At 64.3% G+C, this 17680-nt stretch carries 11 protein-coding genes; 7 read left to right on the top strand and 4 right to left on the bottom strand.

Annotation, left to right across the window (positions count from 1 at the left end):
* Positions 1-31 precede the first annotated feature (31 nt).
* Positions 32-1915 (bottom strand): M61 family metallopeptidase, encoded by a 1884-nt coding sequence (locus AC07VI_RS01175; protein ID WP_492995419.1) that lies wholly within the window; start codon positions 1913-1915, stop codon positions 32-34.
* A 210-nt stretch (positions 1916-2125) separates the two neighbouring features.
* On the opposite strand from AC07VI_RS01175, the gene AC07VI_RS01170 reads away from it, so the two are divergent.
* The 5 genes from AC07VI_RS01170 to coaD all read left to right on the top strand — a co-directional run bounded on the left by AC07VI_RS01170 (position 2126) and on the right by coaD (position 7746).
* Positions 2126-2599, top strand: a complete 474-nt coding sequence (locus tag AC07VI_RS01170; protein ID WP_086144030.1) for an Hsp20 family protein — start codon at positions 2126-2128, stop codon at positions 2597-2599.
* 256 nt (positions 2600-2855) lie between these two features.
* Positions 2856-4373 carry a Do family serine endopeptidase gene (locus AC07VI_RS01165; protein ID WP_086144212.1) on the top strand — a complete coding sequence of 506 codons (1518 nt, stop codon included), beginning with the start codon at positions 2856-2858 and terminating at the stop codon, positions 4371-4373.
* A 111-nt stretch (positions 4374-4484) separates the two neighbouring features.
* Positions 4485-5144: a response regulator gene (locus AC07VI_RS01160; RefSeq protein WP_071322464.1), complete on the top strand. Its 660-nt coding sequence runs from the start codon at positions 4485-4487 to the stop codon at positions 5142-5144.
* A gap of 2 nt (positions 5145-5146) precedes the next feature.
* Positions 5147-6481 carry an ATP-binding protein gene (locus tag AC07VI_RS01155; RefSeq protein WP_086144031.1) on the top strand — a complete coding sequence of 445 codons (1335 nt, stop codon included), beginning with the start codon at positions 5147-5149 and terminating at the stop codon, positions 6479-6481.
* Positions 6482-6600: 119 nt separating this feature from the next.
* Positions 6601-7746, top strand: coding sequence for a pantetheine-phosphate adenylyltransferase (gene coaD, locus AC07VI_RS01150; RefSeq protein WP_099375030.1), 1146 nt, complete (start codon positions 6601-6603; stop codon positions 7744-7746).
* Positions 7747-7806: 60 nt separating this feature from the next.
* On the opposite strand, the gene AC07VI_RS01145 is transcribed toward coaD, so the two are convergent.
* Positions 7807-10005, bottom strand: coding sequence for an OsmC domain/YcaO domain-containing protein (locus tag AC07VI_RS01145; protein ID WP_086144033.1), 2199 nt, complete (start codon positions 10003-10005; stop codon positions 7807-7809).
* A gap of 204 nt (positions 10006-10209) precedes the next feature.
* Here AC07VI_RS01145 and AC07VI_RS01140 point away from each other — a divergent pair, with 204 nt between their 5' ends.
* Complete coding sequence (locus tag AC07VI_RS01140; RefSeq protein WP_099375031.1) at positions 10210-10968, top strand: substrate-binding periplasmic protein; 759 nt, start codon at positions 10210-10212, stop codon at positions 10966-10968.
* Positions 10969-11061: 93 nt separating this feature from the next.
* Here the strand turns inward: AC07VI_RS01140 and AC07VI_RS01135 are convergent, their stop codons facing one another.
* A complete protein-coding gene (locus AC07VI_RS01135; RefSeq protein ID WP_099375032.1) occupies positions 11062-13464 on the bottom strand; it encodes a TonB-dependent receptor plug domain-containing protein in 2403 nt (800 codons plus the stop codon).
* Positions 13465-13641: 177 nt separating this feature from the next.
* Complete coding sequence (locus AC07VI_RS01130) at positions 13642-14427, bottom strand: PhzF family phenazine biosynthesis protein (protein ID WP_492995415.1); 786 nt, start codon at positions 14425-14427, stop codon at positions 13642-13644.
* 97 nt (positions 14428-14524) lie between these two features.
* Here AC07VI_RS01130 and AC07VI_RS01125 point away from each other — a divergent pair, with 97 nt between their 5' ends.
* A complete protein-coding gene (locus tag AC07VI_RS01125) occupies positions 14525-17662 on the top strand; it encodes an error-prone DNA polymerase (protein ID WP_086144037.1) in 3138 nt (1045 codons plus the stop codon).
* The last annotated feature ends 18 nt before the right edge of the window (positions 17663-17680 follow it).

Genomic DNA, 17680 nt, shown 5'->3' with positions numbered 1-17680 from the left:
GCGGCGCAAAATCACCGTGCTTATCCCCGCCTCAGCGCGCCTGCAGGATGGCCGACAGGCGGTCGCGCGTGCCGGCGATGCGCTCGAGCTGCGGGTAGCGCAAGCCGCCGTGGTAGTCGAGCGCCACCGTCTGGAATTGCTTGCCCTTTCTGACCAGCAAGTTGATCGGCTGCGGGCTGGCCTTGGCCGCCTGGATGGCCGCCTTCAGCAGCTTGGGCGTGTAAGCCGTGCCATTGACGGCGAGCAAGGTCGTGTTGCCCGATAAACCCGCCTTGAAGGCGGGGCCGTCCCACAGCAGCTTGCCAAGCTTGCCGTCCTTGTCGATCGTCAAGCCCAGCGAGTACGTCAGGTCCGTGCCCTTGCTGCGCTCTTCATTGGTTTTCATGAACGGCGTGGGCGCGTCGCGGTAGACGAGTTTCCAGCCGGCGCGGGCCAGGCCGTCGAGCGGCGCGCCGGGGCCGTGGCCGTCCAGGCGCGTGCGCAAAAAGGTGGCCCAGTCGTGCGGCTGCACGGCGTCCAGGGCGGCGACGACGTCCTCGAAGGTGTAGGGCAGGGGCGTGGTGCTGCCGTCCTGCACGCCAAAGAAACTGCGGGCGAAGTCGTCCAGCGAGCGGCGCTCGCCCGACAGTTGCCGGATGGTGGTGTCGACGTCGAGCCAGACCAGCGCGCCTTCCATATAGTAATCCTCGTCGCGCTGCCAGCTGCTCCAGGCCATGGGACGCCGGCCGTTGATGATGGGATCGTTCGTCGTGTCCTGCATGGCGCGCCAGCTGCGCCCGGGCATGACGTCGTAATGCGCGGCCGTCGCGGCAAACAGGTCGCGCATGTGGGCCGGGGCCACCAGGCCGGAGCGGGCCGCCAGCACATTGCCCCAGTACTGCGTCTGGCCTTCGTAGACCCACAGCAGGCTGTTCTGCAGCGGCGTGTTGAAGTCCGGCGTGTCCTGGCCGGCGGGGCGGCGGAACTTGCCGTTCCACGAATGCACGAATTCGTGCGGCAGCAGCACGCGGCCCGCCTCGTTCTTGTCCCACTCGCTGAAATAGCCGGGCTTGACGCCATTTTCGCTCGACTGCAGGTGTTCGCGGCCGATGCCGCCGAACTCGTCGCTCAGGGCCAGCAGGAAGTCGTAATGACGGTAATGGCGCGCGCCGAACAGTTTATAGGCTTGCTGCAGCATGGCCCGGTGTTGTTCGACTTGCTGCGGCGACGCTTCCAGGCTGTCGGGGCTGTCGGCCATCACGTTCAGCAGCACGGGCACCCTGGCGCCAGGGTCGAGGTCGATGCGCTCGACATGGCGTCCCGCAAAGACGGGCGAATCGACCAGGGTGTCGAGGTCCAGCGGCTCGAAATCGACTAGCTGGCTGGCCGGCGTGGCCGCCCGCGCGCGCACTTCCAGGGCGCTGGCAAATTCCCAGCCGGCCGGCAGGGTCAGGCTCGGCTGCACGAGGATGTCGCGCGCGGCGCGCCCGGCCGGATACAGTGTCATCGCATGCCATTGCACGTCCAGCATGGCGCCCGTCATGGTGATGCGGCCCTGGCTGGCGTCGACGGGCGAGAGGAACTGGTATTGCGCCTCCACGCTGCCGGCGCCGGCCGGCACGTCTACGTGAAAGGCGAACATGTTGACGGGATCGCGCCGCCATTCCAGGGGCTGGCCGTTGGCGGACAGGCGCAGGCCGGCCAGCTGGTTCAGGGGGCCGCTGGGCCCGTGGTTGCCGGGCACCCATTGTGGATACAGCAAGGTCAGCTTGCCGGGCGCGGCGGGGATGCTTGCGCGGATGCTGAACAGTTGCTGCGCCACGTTGCTGGCGTCCACGTGCAGCACGATGGGGGGAGCCGTGGACGAGGCGGCCTGGGCCGCAGTGGAAACGAGAAGGGAGAAGGACCAGGACAGGACGGCGCGGGAATAGGGCATGGGGCGGGGCATGGGGCGGGGCGGCTTCGGGGAGGCAAAGAGCGAGTCTAGCATTCTGTAAAAAATTCTTACAAATTTGGCGGCGTCTGGGGCGTTTTGCGCCAATTTCAAGGCCTTGAAGGCCGCTTGATCGTCCTTAGATTGGTAGCAGGCGGATGCTCACGGTGAGGTCCGCCCCTCTTATCGCTTCATTTGAAAAGGATATTTATCATGCGTACTTTTGACCTTGCCCCCCTGTATCGTTCCGCCATCGGCTTCGACCGCCTGGCACAGCTGCTCAACGAACAGCGCGCCGATGCACAGCCCAGCTATCCGCCATACAACATCGAACTGGTGTCGGAAGACAAATACCGGATCGTGATGGCATTGGCCGGCTTCTCGCGCGAAGAGATCGACATCATCACCGAACGCGACTCGCTGCACGTCACGGGCCGCAAGCAGAAAGATGGCGTCGAGCGCACGTTCTTGCACCGCGGCATCGCTGCCCGCGATTTCGAACAGCGTTTCCAGCTGGCCAACCACGTGAAGGTCACGGGCGCCACGTTTGAAAACGGCATGCTGACCATCGACCTGGTGCGGGAAGTGCCGGAAGCGCTGAAACCGCGCAAGATCGAGATCGGCACCGGCAGCGACACCATTCCCGGCGCCACCGTCAGCACGCTGGAACAGCGCCAGGCGGCCTGATCTGATCGCGGCGCCCGCGGGGCGCCCGGGCAGCCTCCTTGCATGCAGTAAAATACTGGCCGGTTTATCCGGCCAGTGTCACGTCAGGCCGGTATGCCCTTCCATAGCCCGCCATGCGATGCGCGTGCGGAACGCAAGATTAAGCGATGCTTAAAGGCGCAAACGCCTGTTTCCAAATGGAAAAATGTTAAGCACTGCCTAAGACTCGTGGCCCACTATTGCATACATCAAAATCTCATTGAATGAGGAGCAATTCATGGAAAAGCAAACGAATACCGCATCCCTGAACATCAAACGCACCGTAGCCGCGCTGGCCGCGATCGGTGTCCTGGGCGCCGGCGGCGCCATGGTGGTGCATCAGAACAATGCCGGCGCGAATGCCGCCGCCGTTGCTTCTGCCGCCCCCGTGGCCGCTGCCGTGGCGCCTGCCGCCGCTGGCGCGCCGCTGGTGGCCTTGCCCGACTTTAGCCAGATCGCCGCGCGCAACAGCCCGGCCGTCGTCAATATCAGCGTGACGGGCAGCACCAAGGTGGCCTACGACCCCTCGGCCCAGGCTGGCAATGACGACTTTGGCAACGACCCCTTCTTTGAATTCTTCCGCCGCTTCCAGGGGCCGCAGGGCGGCCAGCGGGGCGGGCGCGACGTGCCGACGCACGGCCTCGGTTCCGGCTTCATCGTCAGCCCGGACGGCGTCATCATGACCAACGCCCACGTGGTGCGCGATGCGCGCGAAGTGACCGTCAAGCTCAATGACCGCCGCGAATTCCGCGCCAAGGTGCTGGGCACGGATCCGAAGACCGATATTGCCGTATTGAAAATCGACGCCAACAACCTGCCCGTCGTGCCGCTCGGCCATTCGAGCGACTTGAAAGTGGGCGAGTGGGTGCTGGCCATCGGTTCGCCTTATGGCTTCGACAGCACGGTGACGGCGGGCGTCGTCAGCGCCAAGGGCCGCTCCCTGCCCGACGACAGCAACGTGCCCTTCATCCAGACGGACGTGGCGGTCAATCCCGGCAACTCGGGCGGTCCCCTGTTCAACACGCGCGGCGAAGTGGTCGGCATCAATTCGCAGATCTACAGCCAGACGGGCGGCTTCCAGGGCCTGTCGTTCGCTATCCCGATCGACCTGGCCGGCCGCATCAAGGACCAGATCGTCGCCACGGGCAAGGCCAGCCACGCCAAGCTGGGCGTGACGGTGCAGGAAGTCAACCAGGGCTTTGCCGACTCGTTCAAGCTGGCCACGCCGGAAGGCGCGCTGGTGGCCAACGTGGAGCGGGGCAGCCCGGCCGACAAGGCGGGCCTGAAATCGGGCGACGTGGTGCGCAAGGTGAATGGCCAGCGCATCATCGGCTCGGCCGACTTGCCGGCGCTGGTGGGCACGTCCTTGCCAGGCGACAAGATCAGCATGGATGTCTGGCGTGACGGCAAGATCATCAGCCTGACGGCCACGCTGGGCAATGCGGCCGACAAGGTGGCCGAAGTGGCGAAAAACGACAGCGCCGCCGGCAAGGTAAAGCTGGGCCTGGCCCTGCGTCCGTTACAATCGGATGAAAAACGCGAGGCGGGCATCAGCGCCGGCCTGCTGGTGGAAGACGCGGGCGGCGCCGCCGCCAATGCCGGGGTGCAGCCGGGCGACGTGCTATTGTCGGTCAATGGCCGTCCCGTCAACACCGTCGAGCAGGTGCGCGACGTGGTGGAAAAATCCGCCAAGTCGGTGGCCTTGCTGATACAGCGCGGCCCCGATAAGATCTTCATTCCCGTGCGGCTGGGGTAATTTAACTAATTAGTGCCGGGGTCGCTCACTTCGTGATCGGAATGTGTCCCATTGGGACACATTCCCCCCGGCCTTTCGCCGTTGGGGTGAAAAATTGAACAAGGATCAGGCATGCGCTTATTGCTGGTAGAAGACGACACGATGATCGGCGAGGTGGTGCTCGACCTGCTGCGCGCCGAGCATTACGCGGTAGACTGGGTCAAGGATGGCGACATGGCCGACACGGCCCTGCAGACGCAGACCTATGACCTGGTGCTGCTGGACCTGGGCTTGCCGCGCAAGGATGGCCTCGACGTGCTGCGCTCGATGCGCTTGCGCAAGCTCGACACGCCCGTGCTGGTGGCCACGGCGCGCGACGCCGTCGAGCAGCGCATCGCGGGCCTGGACGCGGGCGCCGACGATTACGTATTAAAACCGTATGACCTCGACGAGCTGCTGGCGCGCATCCGCGCCCTGCTGCGGCGCGCCTCGGGCCGTCCGGAGCCCATCTTCGAGCACCAGGGCGTGTCCATCAATCCGCTGACGCGCGAAGTGATCGCCGATGGCCATCCCGTGAACCTGTCGGCGCGCGAATGGGCCGTGCTCGAAGCGCTGATCGCGCGTCCCGGCATCGTGCTGTCGCGCGCGCAGCTGGAAGAAAAGCTGTACAGCTGGAAGGATGAAGTCAACAGCAACGCCGTGGAAGTGTATATCCACGGCTTGCGCAAGAAGCTCGGCAGCGACTTGATCCAGAACGTGCGCGGCCTCGGCTACATGGTGCCGAAGGCATGAGGATGAAGGTCACGGTGACGCATTCGCTGCGCGGCCGCCTGCTGTGGTTTCTGCTGGCGGCCATCATCATGGCGGCGCTGGCGCAGGCCTCGATCGCCTACCGCAGCGCCCTGTACGACGCCGACCAGATCTTTGACTATCACATGCAGCAGATGGCCCTGTCGCTGCGCTCGGGCGCGCCGCTGGCCAACCATGCGGAAGCCTTGCCGGCCGATCCCGTCAACAATGACATGGTGGTGCAGGTGTGGACCCCGGACGGCGTGCAGGTCTTCCGCTCGATCACGCGCGCGGAATTGCCGCAGCGCGCCGTGCTGGGCTTTTCCAATGTGAAGGCCAACGGCACCACCTACCGCATCTTTTCCGTGCAAACCAGTTCCCAGACCGTGCAGATCGCCCAGGACATGGCCGTTCGCAAGCGCATGGCCGGCAGCCTGGCGCTGCGCACGGTCGGTCCCATCGCCCTGATGGCGCCGATCCTGATGCTCGTCGTCTGGTGGGTCGTCAGCGGTTCGCTGGCGCCCGTCTCGCGCGTGCGCAAGCAGGTGGCGGCGCGCCAGGCGGACGATTTGTCGCCCGTCTCGGAAGCGGGCTTGCCCGACGAAGTGCGGCCCCTGGTGCATGAACTCAATTTGCTGTTCGGACGTGTCAAAACGGCGTTCGACGCGCAGCAGCATTTCGTCGCCGACGCCGCGCATGAATTGCGCACGCCGCTGGCGGCCCTGAAACTGCAGGTGCTGAGCCTGGAGCGGGCCGAATCGCAGGAAAAGCGCAGCCTGGCGATTTCCCGCGTCAGCGCCGGCATCGAGCGGGCCACGCGCCTGGTCGAGCAGCTGCTGGTGCTGGCCCGCCAGGAGGCCAGCGCCGCCAGCGGCGACCAGCTGCAGGCGGTGGACTTGAACGACGTCGTCAAGCGCGCGCTGGGCGACATGGCCGGCATCGCGCAGGCGCGCAAGATCGACCTGGGCCTGCATCACATGGATGCGGCCAGCGTCGCCGGCCAGGCCGACGCACTCAACATCATGCTGCGCAACCTGGTCGACAACGCCATCAAGTACACGCCGCAGGGCGGCACGGTCGACATCGACCTGCGCGCCAGCCCCGTCGGCGTGACCTTGTCCGTGGAGGACAGCGGCCCCGGCATCCCGCCCGAGGAGCGCGAGCGCGTCTTCAGCCGCTTCTACCGCGTGCCCGGCACGGACGCCAACGGCAGCGGCCTGGGGCTGGCCATCATCAAGGCCATCGCCGAACGCCATGGCGCGCGCCTGGTGCTGGACAAGTCCGAGCGCCTGGGCGGCCTGTGCGTGCGCGTGGAATTCCCCTTGTCGGTGAAAAAATGAGGCAGATTTCCCTCAGCTTTGCCCTGGCGTGAGGCGTATCTTTAATCTGGCGCATTGACGCGCGCGCCGTGGCCCTATATTGTCTGCGAAACAAGCAGAACCAGACCACGGAGCGCAGCATGCAGAGAATCGGATTTTCAGGAACCCTCGACCCCATCACCAACGGCCACATGTGGGTGATCGGCGAGGCGCGTTCGCTTGCCGACGAGGTGATCGTCTTCCTGTCGCAAAACCCCGCCAAGAAACCGCAATTCCCCGCCGAGGACCGCAAGCGCATCATCGAGCAGAGCGCGCGCGAGTGCGGCTGGGAGAACGTGCAGGTGGTCATCGTCAAGGGCGACTACACGGCGCGCGCGGCGAAAAAGCACGGCTGCGACTACCTGATCCGCGGCATCCGCACGACGGCCGATTTTGACTATGAAAACCTGATCCAGCAAACGAATGTGGACGTGTTGCAGGGCGCCAAGACCATCTTCGTCATGCCGCCGCGCGACCTCGGCTCCGTCAGCTCCAGCTTTGTCAAGGCGCTGGAAGGGCCGGTCGGCTGGAACTGGACCATGAAGAAATTCGTCCCCGGCCCCGCCTACCACGCGTGGATACTCGACTGCCTGCGCAAGGAGTGGGAAGCGCTGTGGAACTACGCCGCCGCGTCGCAGGCCGGCATCGCGCTGTGTGATCACTGGTTCGCGCACCTGACGGGGCCGCAGGCGTATGGCGGCCCTGATCGCCACTACCACAACCTCGACCACCTGGTGCACGGCCTGTCCGAAATCCGCGTGTGGGCCGACAACACGTATGCCTCGAAACGCGACAGCGCGCTGGTGAAGAAGGCGTTCTGGTTCCACGATGCCGTCTACAGCCACGACGAAGACGCCCTGTATTCGAGCGAGGAGGCGAGCGCCCAGCTGTGGCTGGCCAGCGGCCTCGATGCGGACGACAACCTTGATGTAGCGCAATTGATACGCGTCACCGACCATTTCCAGGGGCCCGGCATCAGCCATGCGCTGAAGGACGCCATGCTCAGCGCCGACCTGGCCATCCTGGGGCAGGACGACGAGGTGTACCAGGCCTACACGCAAGCGATCGGCCGCGAATACGCGCATGTCGATCCCGTGCGCTTCAAGCAGCAGCGGGGCCTGGCCCTGCAGCATCTGTGCGGCAAGGCGCAGGCGGGCCAGCTGTTTGGCGACGCGTATTTCGCCGACCAGTACAACGAGCGGGCCATCGAGAACATGCAGAAAGAGATCGCGGCCCTGGCGGGCTGAGCATCGTCAGTCGCTTGCTGCCAGGGATGAGCTGTCGCAAATCATCGCTGGCTTGCCGCCCTAGCGGGCCGCCGCCCTGGCGCGCGCCGCGTGCAGCTTCTTGAAGCTGTCGATCAGGCGTTCGTGCCGGTCCAGGCCTTCCAGCTGCATGCTGGTCGGCGTCAGGCCGAAGAAGCGCACGCTGCCGTCCACCGAGCCCAGCGCCGCGTCCATGCGGGCGTCGCCATACATGCGGCGGAAATTGACGACGTAATCGTCCAGTTCCAGCTCGTCATCGAGTTCCACTTCCAGCACCACGTTCAAGGCTTGATAGAACAGCTTGCGCTCGACCGTGTTGTCGTTGTACTGCAGGAAGGCGCCCACCAGCTCGTGCGCTTCCTCGAATTGCTGCAGGGCAAGGTTGATCAGCAGTTTCAGTTCCAGCACCGTGAGCTGGCCCCAGTCCGTATTTTCGTCAAATTCGATGCCGATCAGGGTGGCGATGTCGCCGTAATCATCGAGTTCGCTGTTTTCCAGGCGGTCGAGCAGCGCTTCCAGGCTGGCGTCGTCCAGGCGGTGCAGGTTCAGGACATCGGCGCGGAACAGCAGCGCCTTGTTGGTATTGTCCCAGATCAAATCTTCGATCGGATACACCTCGGAATAACCGGGCACGAGGATACGGCAGGCGACGGCGCCCAGCTGGTCATACACGGCCGTGTACGCCTCTTTGCCCATGCCGGCGAGGATGCCGAACAGGGTCGCCGCTTCCTCGGCATTCGAGTTCTCGCCATGGCCGGAGAAATCCCACTCGACGAAAGCGTAATCGGCCTTGGCGCTGAAGAAGCGCCACGAGACGATGCCGCTCGAATCGATGAAGTGCTCGACGAAGTTGTTCGGCTCGGTGACGGCTTCGCTGGCAAACGTCGGCTGCGGCAAGTCGTTCAAGCCTTCGAAGCTGCGGCCCTGCAGCAATTCCGTCAGGCTGCGCTCGAGCGCCACCTCAAAGCTCGGGTGCGCGCCGAACGAGGCGAACACGCCGCCCGTGCGCGGGTTCATCAGGGTGACGCACATCAGCGGATACACGCCGCCCAGCGACGCATCCTTGACCAGCACGGGGAAGCCCTGTTCTTCCAGGCCGGCGATGCCGGCCACGATGCCCGGGTATTTCGCCAGCACTTCCTGCGGCACGTCGGGCAGGGCGATCTCGCCTTCGATGATTTCGCGCTTGACGGCCCGCTCGAAAATTTCTGACAGGCATTGCACCTGTGCTTCGGCCAGGGTATTGCCGGCGCTCATGCCATTGCTGACATACAGGTTTTCAATCAGGTTGGACGGGAAATACACGGTCTCGCCGTCGGACTGGCGCACGTATGGCAGCGAGCAGATGCCGCGCTCCGCATTGCCGGAATTGGTGTCGACCAGGTGCGAGCCGCGCAGCTCGCCATCAGGGTCGTAGATGCCCAGGCTGTACGCATCGAGGATTTCCTTGGGCAGCGCATCCTTGCGGCCAGGCTTGAACCAGCGCTCGTTCGGATAATGCACGAATGGCGCGTTGGCGATGTCTTCGCCCCAGAACGCGCCCGCGTAGAAATGGTTGTTATTGAGGCGTTCGATATACTCGCCCAGGGCCGACGCCAGCGCGCTTTCCTTGCTCGCGCCCTTGCCGTTGGTAAAGCACATGGGCGAGTGCGCGTCGCGGACATGCAGCGACCACACATTGGGCACGATATTGCGCCACGAGGCGATTTCAATCTTGATGCCCAGGTTCGCCAGCACGCCCGACATATTGGCAATGGTCTGCTCCAGCGGCAGATCCTTGCCCACAATATAGGTGTTCGCTGCGCCGGCCGGATTGAGCATCAGCAAGGACTGCGCATCGGCATCCAGATTCGCGACTTCTTCGATGACGAACTCGGGTCCCTCCTGCACCACTTTTTTCACCGTGCAACGCTCGATCGAGCGCAGGATGCCCTGGCGGTCCTTGGCGGAGATATCTTCCGGCAACTCGACCTGGATCTTGAAAATCTGCTGGTAGCGGTTTTCCGGATCGACGATGTTGTTCTGCGACAGACGGATGTTTTCGGTGGAAATATTGCGCGTATTGCAATACAACTTCACGAAGTACGCGGCACACAGTGCCGATGATGCCAAAAAATAGTCGAACGGGCCAGGCGCCGAGCCATCGCCCTTGTAGCGGATGGGCTGGTCGGCGATGACCGTAAAATCGTCGAACTTGGCTTCGAGACGCAGCTTGTCGAGAAAGTTGACTTTAATTTCCATGAGGTAATCCAATACTGTGCTTATGAGTTAGCCGCTATTATCCGTGCTTTCCGCCGCAGGGCAAAGAAAGTTGGCCGCAGCCACGCCGCTCGCTTTGGCCTGCAGGGATGGCTCAAGCGTGGCCCGGGGAGCCGCGGCGATGCATGGCGCCAGTTCGGGCATGCAATATAATGTCCGAGTTGAATACACGAATGTGGCAAAGTGATGAACGTGACAATTTTCAGGCGGCTTGCAATTGCCTTGATGTTGCTGGTGCAGCCCTGGTGCGCCATGAGCGCGCCGCTCAGGATTGAAACCATCCACGGCCCGCCGTGGGGATTCGTTGGCAGCGATGGCCGGCCCACCGGCATGATGTACGAAATCGGCAATCGCATCGCAGAAGTGGCGGGCTTCGCCTACACCAATTCCCTGATCCCCTATCCCAGAACCGCCGCCGATATTGAAAACGGGAGCGCCGACTTTACCATACGTTTCGGCAATGAGCAGATGACGCGCGGCGCCGTGCCGGTCGGCGTTGTCGTGTCGATGCCTGTCATCGTGGTCGGCCCGTCGGGGAAGCACTACCGTCATCTGGATGAATTGCGCGGCAAGACCGTAGGCATCGTCCGCACCAGCAAATATGTGGAGCAATTTGACACGGACAATGCAATCCAGAAGTATTCTGTCAATGACTACGTGGCAATGGCAAAAATGTTGTCAATGCGACGTCTGGATGCGGGAATAGGCTCCAGCGTGGGCTTGTATTACGGCGCCTATATGGCCGGCATCAAAGCGGCAGACCTGGGTGCGCCGCTCGTCCTGGGCAGCAACGATTTCATCCTGTTTTTTTCCAGGAAAAACGCACGCCCGGAAACCCAGTTGGCATTAAAAGAGGCGCTACAAAAACTCACCAGCAGTGGCGAGATCAGGCAGATCATGGGCAAGTACACAAAATCGTTCAGCATGGATCTGCCGCAGAAATAAGCTGTGCGCCAGATCCGGCGCGTCGAGACAATTGGAAACAACAGCGGCTGCCCATGCCGGCGCAGCCGCTGTTTTCTTATGCGGACACGGTGGTCAGAACTTCACCCACAGCCGGCCGAAATACGAGGCGCCGTTCAGGCCGAACTGCACGCTGTCGTACTTGAAGCCGTTGTCCGTCTCGTCCGCGTTTTGCGTGGTCGGCTTGACGTTGAAGATGTTATTGCCGCCGAAGGTCAGCTTGGTGTTCTTGTTGATGCTGTAGGTGAAGCTCAGGTCGGCCGAGGTCTTGGCCGCGTAGTGGGCGTTGGGCACGCCGTTGGCCGTGCCGCTGAAGGTGCCCAGGGTTTGCGGACCGAAGTAGATGATGCGCAGGTCGGACTCCAGCTTGCCCGTGACGTAGTCGAAGCCCAGCGTGGCTTTCGACCGGGGGCCGCCCTGTTCGATGAACAGGCGCTCGCGTTCGGACAGCAGTACGTCAGCATAGCCCGCCAGCGAATCGGGCGTCTTGACCTTCGTCACTTCCGTCTTGCTTAAATTTAAGGCCAGGAAGGTGTTCAGGCGGTTGCCGGCCAGCTCGCCCTTGTGCGAGGCCGTCAGGTCCAGGCCGCGCGTGCGCGTGTCGACGGAATTGACGAAAAATTGCGCTTCCGTCACGCCCAGCAGGGCCAGGCGCGCGGCCAGGTCAGGATAGTTGCCCGCATTGAAGCGGCCCGACAGCACGATGCGGTCCTTGATCTTGATGTTGTACAGGTCGGCCGTGACGGAGATGGCCTGCGTCGGCGTCCAGGTGGTGCCGAACGTAAAACTGGTGGATTTTTCTTCCTTCAGCTTGGGGATGCCGGCCGCGTTGGCGACGGCGCCGCCGTTCGGCGCCAGCACCACGTCGGTGGCGACGCCGCTGACGAAGTCGGTGAAGGTGGACGAGAAATACACCTGCTGCAGCGACGGCGCACGGAAGCCCGTGCTGGCCGAGCCGCGCAGCAGCACATTCGGCGCCACTTTATAGCTGGCGGCCAGCTTGCCCGTCACGGTGGAGCCGAAATCGCTGAATTTTTCATAGCGCAGGGCGGCCTGGGTTTTCAGGCGTTCCGTCCAGTCCAGTTCCACGTCCGTGTAGGCGGCGATGCTGTGGCGCCTGGCCTTGGTCACGTCGCCGGGCTGGAAGCCGGGAAAGCCCTGGCTGCGGCCGTTGCCGCCCACGCCCACGCCGTCGGCGTCGATGTAGGAGCCCGGTTCGCCGGCCATGATCTTGTATTCCTCGCTGCGGTATTCGGCGCCGAAGGCCACGTTCATGCCGCGCATTACCGTGTCGTAGTAGCGGCTGAAATCGGCGTTGCTGGTCAGCTGCTGGAACGAGAAGCCGCCCGCGTCGAAGCTGCTGGCGCTGACGCCCTTGCCGCCGTTCAGCAGGTCGAGGTTGGCGATCGAGGCGTTCAGGGTATGGCTGATGTCGTAGCGCATCTTGTTATAGCCATAGGTTTGCGAAAAGTCAGCATGCCATTCGCCGATCTGGCTGCGGTGGCCGATGGTGGCGTACTGGTCGTCGATCTTGCCGTTAATAAATGGCACGAAACCGTCCGGGTACATGGCGGCCGAATTGCGCGCAGGGATGTCGTCGCTGCCGATGCCGCCGCGGCCGAAGGCGGCGCTCGATGCGTCGCGCGTCTGCGCGCCGGCCGTGAAGTACAGCTTGCCCGTGCCGCTGGTGGCATAGTCGCCGTTCACGTACAGGGTCTTGTTCCTGGCCTTGGTGTCGCCGATGATGCGCATGCTGTCCGCGTCGGCCCGGTTCGAACGGCCCCGGTCCAGGTATTCGCCCGTGATGGCGAGCGTGCCCTGGTCGCCCAGCGCGATGCCGCAGTAGGCGGAGGTCATGTAATTCTTGCCGTCGCCGGCCGAGTACTGGCTGTAGCCGGCCACCGCTTCGCAGCCCAGGCTTTTCTTCAGTTCGATGTCGATCACGCCGGCGATGGCGTCCGATCCGTACTGGGCCGCGGCGCCGTCGCGCAGCACTTGCACGTTCTTGATCGCCAGCAAAGGAATCGCATTCATGTCCGTGCCCGTGTTGCCGCGGTTGCGCGCGCCAAACAGGTTGACGAGGGCCGTCGTGTGGCGCCGCTTGCCGTTCACCAGCACGAGGGTCTGGTCGGAACCGAGGCCGCGCAGGGCGGCTGAATCGACGAGGTCGGCGCCATCGGCGCCCGTCTGGCGCGTGGAGTTGAACGAGGGCGAAATGTATTGCAGCGATTGCGCCAGGTCAAACTGCCCGCCTTGCTCGGCCACCCTGGAAATCGGAATGATATCGACCGGCACCATGGTGTCGGTGGCGGAACTGGCGACGCGGCGCGAGCCGACCACGCTGACCGTTTGCACGGGACCTTCCGCGGCAGCCGCTGCGCTGCTCTGGGCCATGGCGGCGGGACTGAACGCGGCCAGCGCGGCGCTGCCGTACAGGCTGATGAGGATGGCTTGACGCAAGGTGGTGAGGGTGGGCACGCGGTGTCTCCAAGTGGCTGATGGGCTAGATTCGTGACTTGATTCTAGTGCCTTCATTTCAGCATTCACCAGCGATACTTTGTTTTGTTATTACAAATTTACTGTAACTGTTGTTTCCTGGTTGATTATCTTTTGGCCGCTGCCCCGCTTGCCTTGTACCGGTGCGCGCTGCCCCGTTCAGGTGCTGCGTTGCACCATGCCGCCCACCCAGATTGCGTCTGCGCCGTAGTGCACCTCGATCAGGCACGGCTGCTGCATCACGTGACCCTGATGCAGGCGCAGCGACTGTTGCAGATGCGCTGACAGGGCGCCCGCCGCCACGCCCGTGGCGCTGTCTTCGCGCGCCGGATCGCGGTGATTGAAGTTGCGCCCCTCGTATTCGTTCTCGCCCGTGCGGCAATACGCGTAGCAGCCGCTGACCTGGTGCAGGGCGCTCCAGTCGGCGATCAGTTCCAGATTGGGCCGCAGCGCGCGCAGGGTGGTGCGGTCGGCCACTTCCAGCAGCAGCTTCGGGCTGCCGACGGAGGCGATCACGGGCGGCGACAGCAAGTGCATGTGCTGGCCCATGAGTTCCGACGGCACATATGTTTCCACCGTGACGGCCGGCGCCGGCTGCGAAATCAGGCCAATGAATATCCCTTCCGCGCGGCGCAGCAGCCGCAGTGCTTGCCCGCGCATGGCGGTGGTTACCGTCAAGTTTGCCGGGGCGCCGGGCGCCGTCAGCAGCACGTGCGCGGCCGCCAGCGTGGCGTGCAGGCACAGGGGGCTGCGCGTGTGCGGATAAAAATAGTCGAGCACGATGCCGCCGTCCGCCTGGCGGTCGAGGAAGACGCAGGCGCTCACTTGCCGCTCGCGGGCGAAGGCCTGGCGCTCGGCTTCGCTGCCGCCGTCGTTTTCCACGACCAGCGCCGCATTGCCGCCGCCGGGCGCGGCGCCGAAACATTTTAATAAGTGGACGATCATGGCGCTCGAGGCAAAGGGTAAAACACCAGCATAAACGATAAGGGCGATTCCAGATGAGTATAATATACTGTGTTTGCATACAGTATTGAGGTGGATCATGTGGGGCGCAGTCTTACCCGAGTATGCTGAGTTGTACTGCCTGAGCAATTTCAGCTTTTTGCATGGCGCCTCGCATGCGCAGGAACTGGTGGCGCGCGCAGTCCAGCTCGGTTACAAGGCGCTGGCCATCACGGACGAGTGTTCGCTGGCCGGCGTCGTGCGCGCCCATGCGGTGGCCAAGCGGGCCGGTTTTCCCCTGATCATAGGCGCGCATTTTCACCTGACGCAGGCCGACGGCAGCGCGGGCCCGTCGCTGCTGGCGCTGGTGCGCGATGCCGACGGTTATGGCAACCTGTCGGAACTGATCACCATGGCGCGCACGCGGGCGGCCAAGGGGCGCTACTTGCTGACGCCCGACGATTTCGCCGCGCCGTCGGCGCAGTTCGCCCATTTGCGGGGGCTGCCCGGCTGCCTGATGGTCTTGCTGCCCGGCTATCCGGCCCGGCCCGAGGCGCTGCGCGCGCACGGCGCGTGGATGGCGGCCACCTTTGGCGGCGAGCGCAGCTGGGTGGGCCTGAACCTGCTGCAGCGGGCGCAGGATGACGCCCACCGCGGCGCCGTGCAGGAGGCGGGGCAGGCGCTGGGCTTGCCCGTGGTGGCCGTCGGCCACGTGTGCATGCACGTGCGCTCGCGCAAGCCCCTGCTCGACACCCTGTGCGCGATACGCGTGGGTAAACCCGTGGGCGAGTGCGGCTATGCGCTGGCGCAAAACGCGGAGCAGCATCTGCGCGCCCGTTTGCGCCTGGCCAATGTGTATCCGCCGCAAGCGCTGGCGGAAACCGTGCGCCTCGCCAGCCTGTGCACATTTTCGCTGGACAGCCTGCGCTATGACTATCCCGGCGAACTGGTGCCGCACGGCCACACGCCGGCGACCTATTTGCGCGAGGAAACATATGCGGGCGCGCGCGTGCGCTTTCCGCTCGGTATTCCGGCCAACGTGCAGCAGCAGATCGAGCATGAGCTGGAACTGATCCGGGATCTTTCCTACGAAGCGTATTTCCTGACCGTCTACGACATCGTGCGTTTTGCGCGTGCGCAAAACATCCTGTGCCAGGGCCGGGGCTCGGCCGCCAATTCGGCCGTCTGCTATTGCCTGCACATCACGGAAGTGGACCCGGCGCGCGGCAATTCGCTGGTCGAGCGCTTCATGTCGCGCGAACGCAACGAGCCGCCCGACATCGACGTCGATTTCGAGCACCAGCGGCGCGAAGAAGTCATCCAATATATCTACGACAAATATGGCCGCGAGCGGGCCGCGCTGGCGGCCGTGGTGATCAGCTACCGGCCGAAAAGCGCCTTGCGCGACAGCGGCCGGGCGCTGGGGATCGACCTGGCCATCGTGGAAAAAGTGGCCAAGGCGCACCGCTGGTTCGACGGCAAGCACGATCTGTTGAACCGCCTGGCCGAATGCGGTCTCGACCCGCAGGCGGAACTGTCGCAGCAGTGGGCCTCGCTGGCGCAGCAGCTGCTGGGCTTTCCCCGCCATTTGTCGCAGCATCCGGGCGGCTTTGTGATTGCGCAAGGCAAGCTGTCGCGCCTGGTGCCGATAGAAAACGCCGCCATGGCCGGGCGCAGCGTCATCGAGTGGGACAAGGATGACCTGGAAGAGCTGGGCCTGATGAAGGTGGACGTGCTGGCGCTGGGCATGCTGTCGGCCCTGCGCCGCGCCCTGGAGCTGGTGGGCGCGCGGCGCGGCGAGCAATTCCGGCTGCAGGATATTCCCGCCGAAGACCGCGCCACCTACGACATGATGTGCGAGGCCGATACCATCGGCGTGTTCCAGATCGAGTCGCGCGCGCAGATGAGCATGCTGCCGCGCTTGCGCCCGCGCAAATTCTACGACCTCGTCATCGAAGTGGCGCTGGTGCGCCCCGGGCCCATCCAGGGCGGCATGGTGCATCCGTATCTGCAGCGGCGCCAGCAGAAGGAAGCCGTCGTGTATCCGAAGGGACTGGAAAAGGCGCTGGGGCGCACCCTCGGCATCCCGATTTTCCAGGAACAGGTGATGCAGGTGGCCGTCATCGCCGCCGATTTCAGTCCCGGCGAAGCGGACCAGTTGCGGCGCGCCATGGCGGCGTGGAAACGCAAGGGCGGCATGAACAATTACCAGGAGCGCATCGTCAATGCCATGGTGAAGAATGGCTATGAAAAAGAGTTTGCCGACGCCATCTTCAGCCAGATCGAGGGTTTCGGCGAATACGGTTTTCCCGAGTCGCACGCGGCCAGCTTCGCCCTGCTGACCTACGCCAGTTCCTGGCTGAAATGCCATGAACCGGCCGCCTTCCTGTGCGCCTTGCTCAACAGCCAGCCCATGGGGTTCTACAGCCCCTCGCAACTGGTGCAGGATGCCCGCCGCCATGGCGTGCAGGTGCTGCCCGTCGACGTGGCCGTCAGCGGCTGGGAGGCGGCGCTGGAAGGCGAGGGGAGGGCGCCGGCCGTGCGCCTGGGCTTGAACAGCCTGTTCGGCATGCGCGCGCAGGCGGCCGGGCGCATCGAGGATGCGCGCGCCATCGCCGCCTTCGCCGACGTGGCCGACCTGGCGCGGCGCGGCGGCCTGGACCGCCATGACTTGCAGGTGCTCGCTGCCGGCAACGCCCTGCACGCGCTGGCCGGCCACCGGCGCGTAGCCCTGTGGCAGGCGGCCGGCGCCGTGCCCGACAGGGATTTACTGCGTTCCACCACGCCGGAGGAAGACTTGCCCGTGCTGGCCGCACCGACGGAAGGCGAGGGCATCGTCAGCGATTACCGCGCGCAAGGCCTGACCCTGGGCCGCCACCCGCTGGCGCTGCTGCGCAAGTCATTGCTGGCACAGCGCTTCCTGCCCGCATCCACCCTGATGACGTACACGAGCGGGCAAGTGGCGCGCGCCTGCGGCATCGTCACCGTGCGCCAGCGTCCGGGCACGGCCAAGGGCGTCGTCTTCATGACCCTGGAAGACGAGACGGGCACGGTCAACGTCATCGTCTGGCCCGACCTGGTGGAAAGCCAGCGGCGCGAGGTGCTGAGCGCGCCGCTGCTGGGCGTGTACGGCGTGTGGCAAAGGGAGGGCATGGTGTGCAACCTGGTGGCCAGGCGCCTGGTCGACATGTCGCATTTGCTGGGGCGGCTGCGCACGAGCAGCCGCGATTTCTGCTGAGAGTTGCCGGTGGGGCAG

Source organism: Janthinobacterium sp. GW821-FHT03A03 (assembly GCF_059421435.1).
Note: the sequence above shows the minus strand (reverse complement) of the source record. Positions and strands in the feature narration are given on the sequence as shown.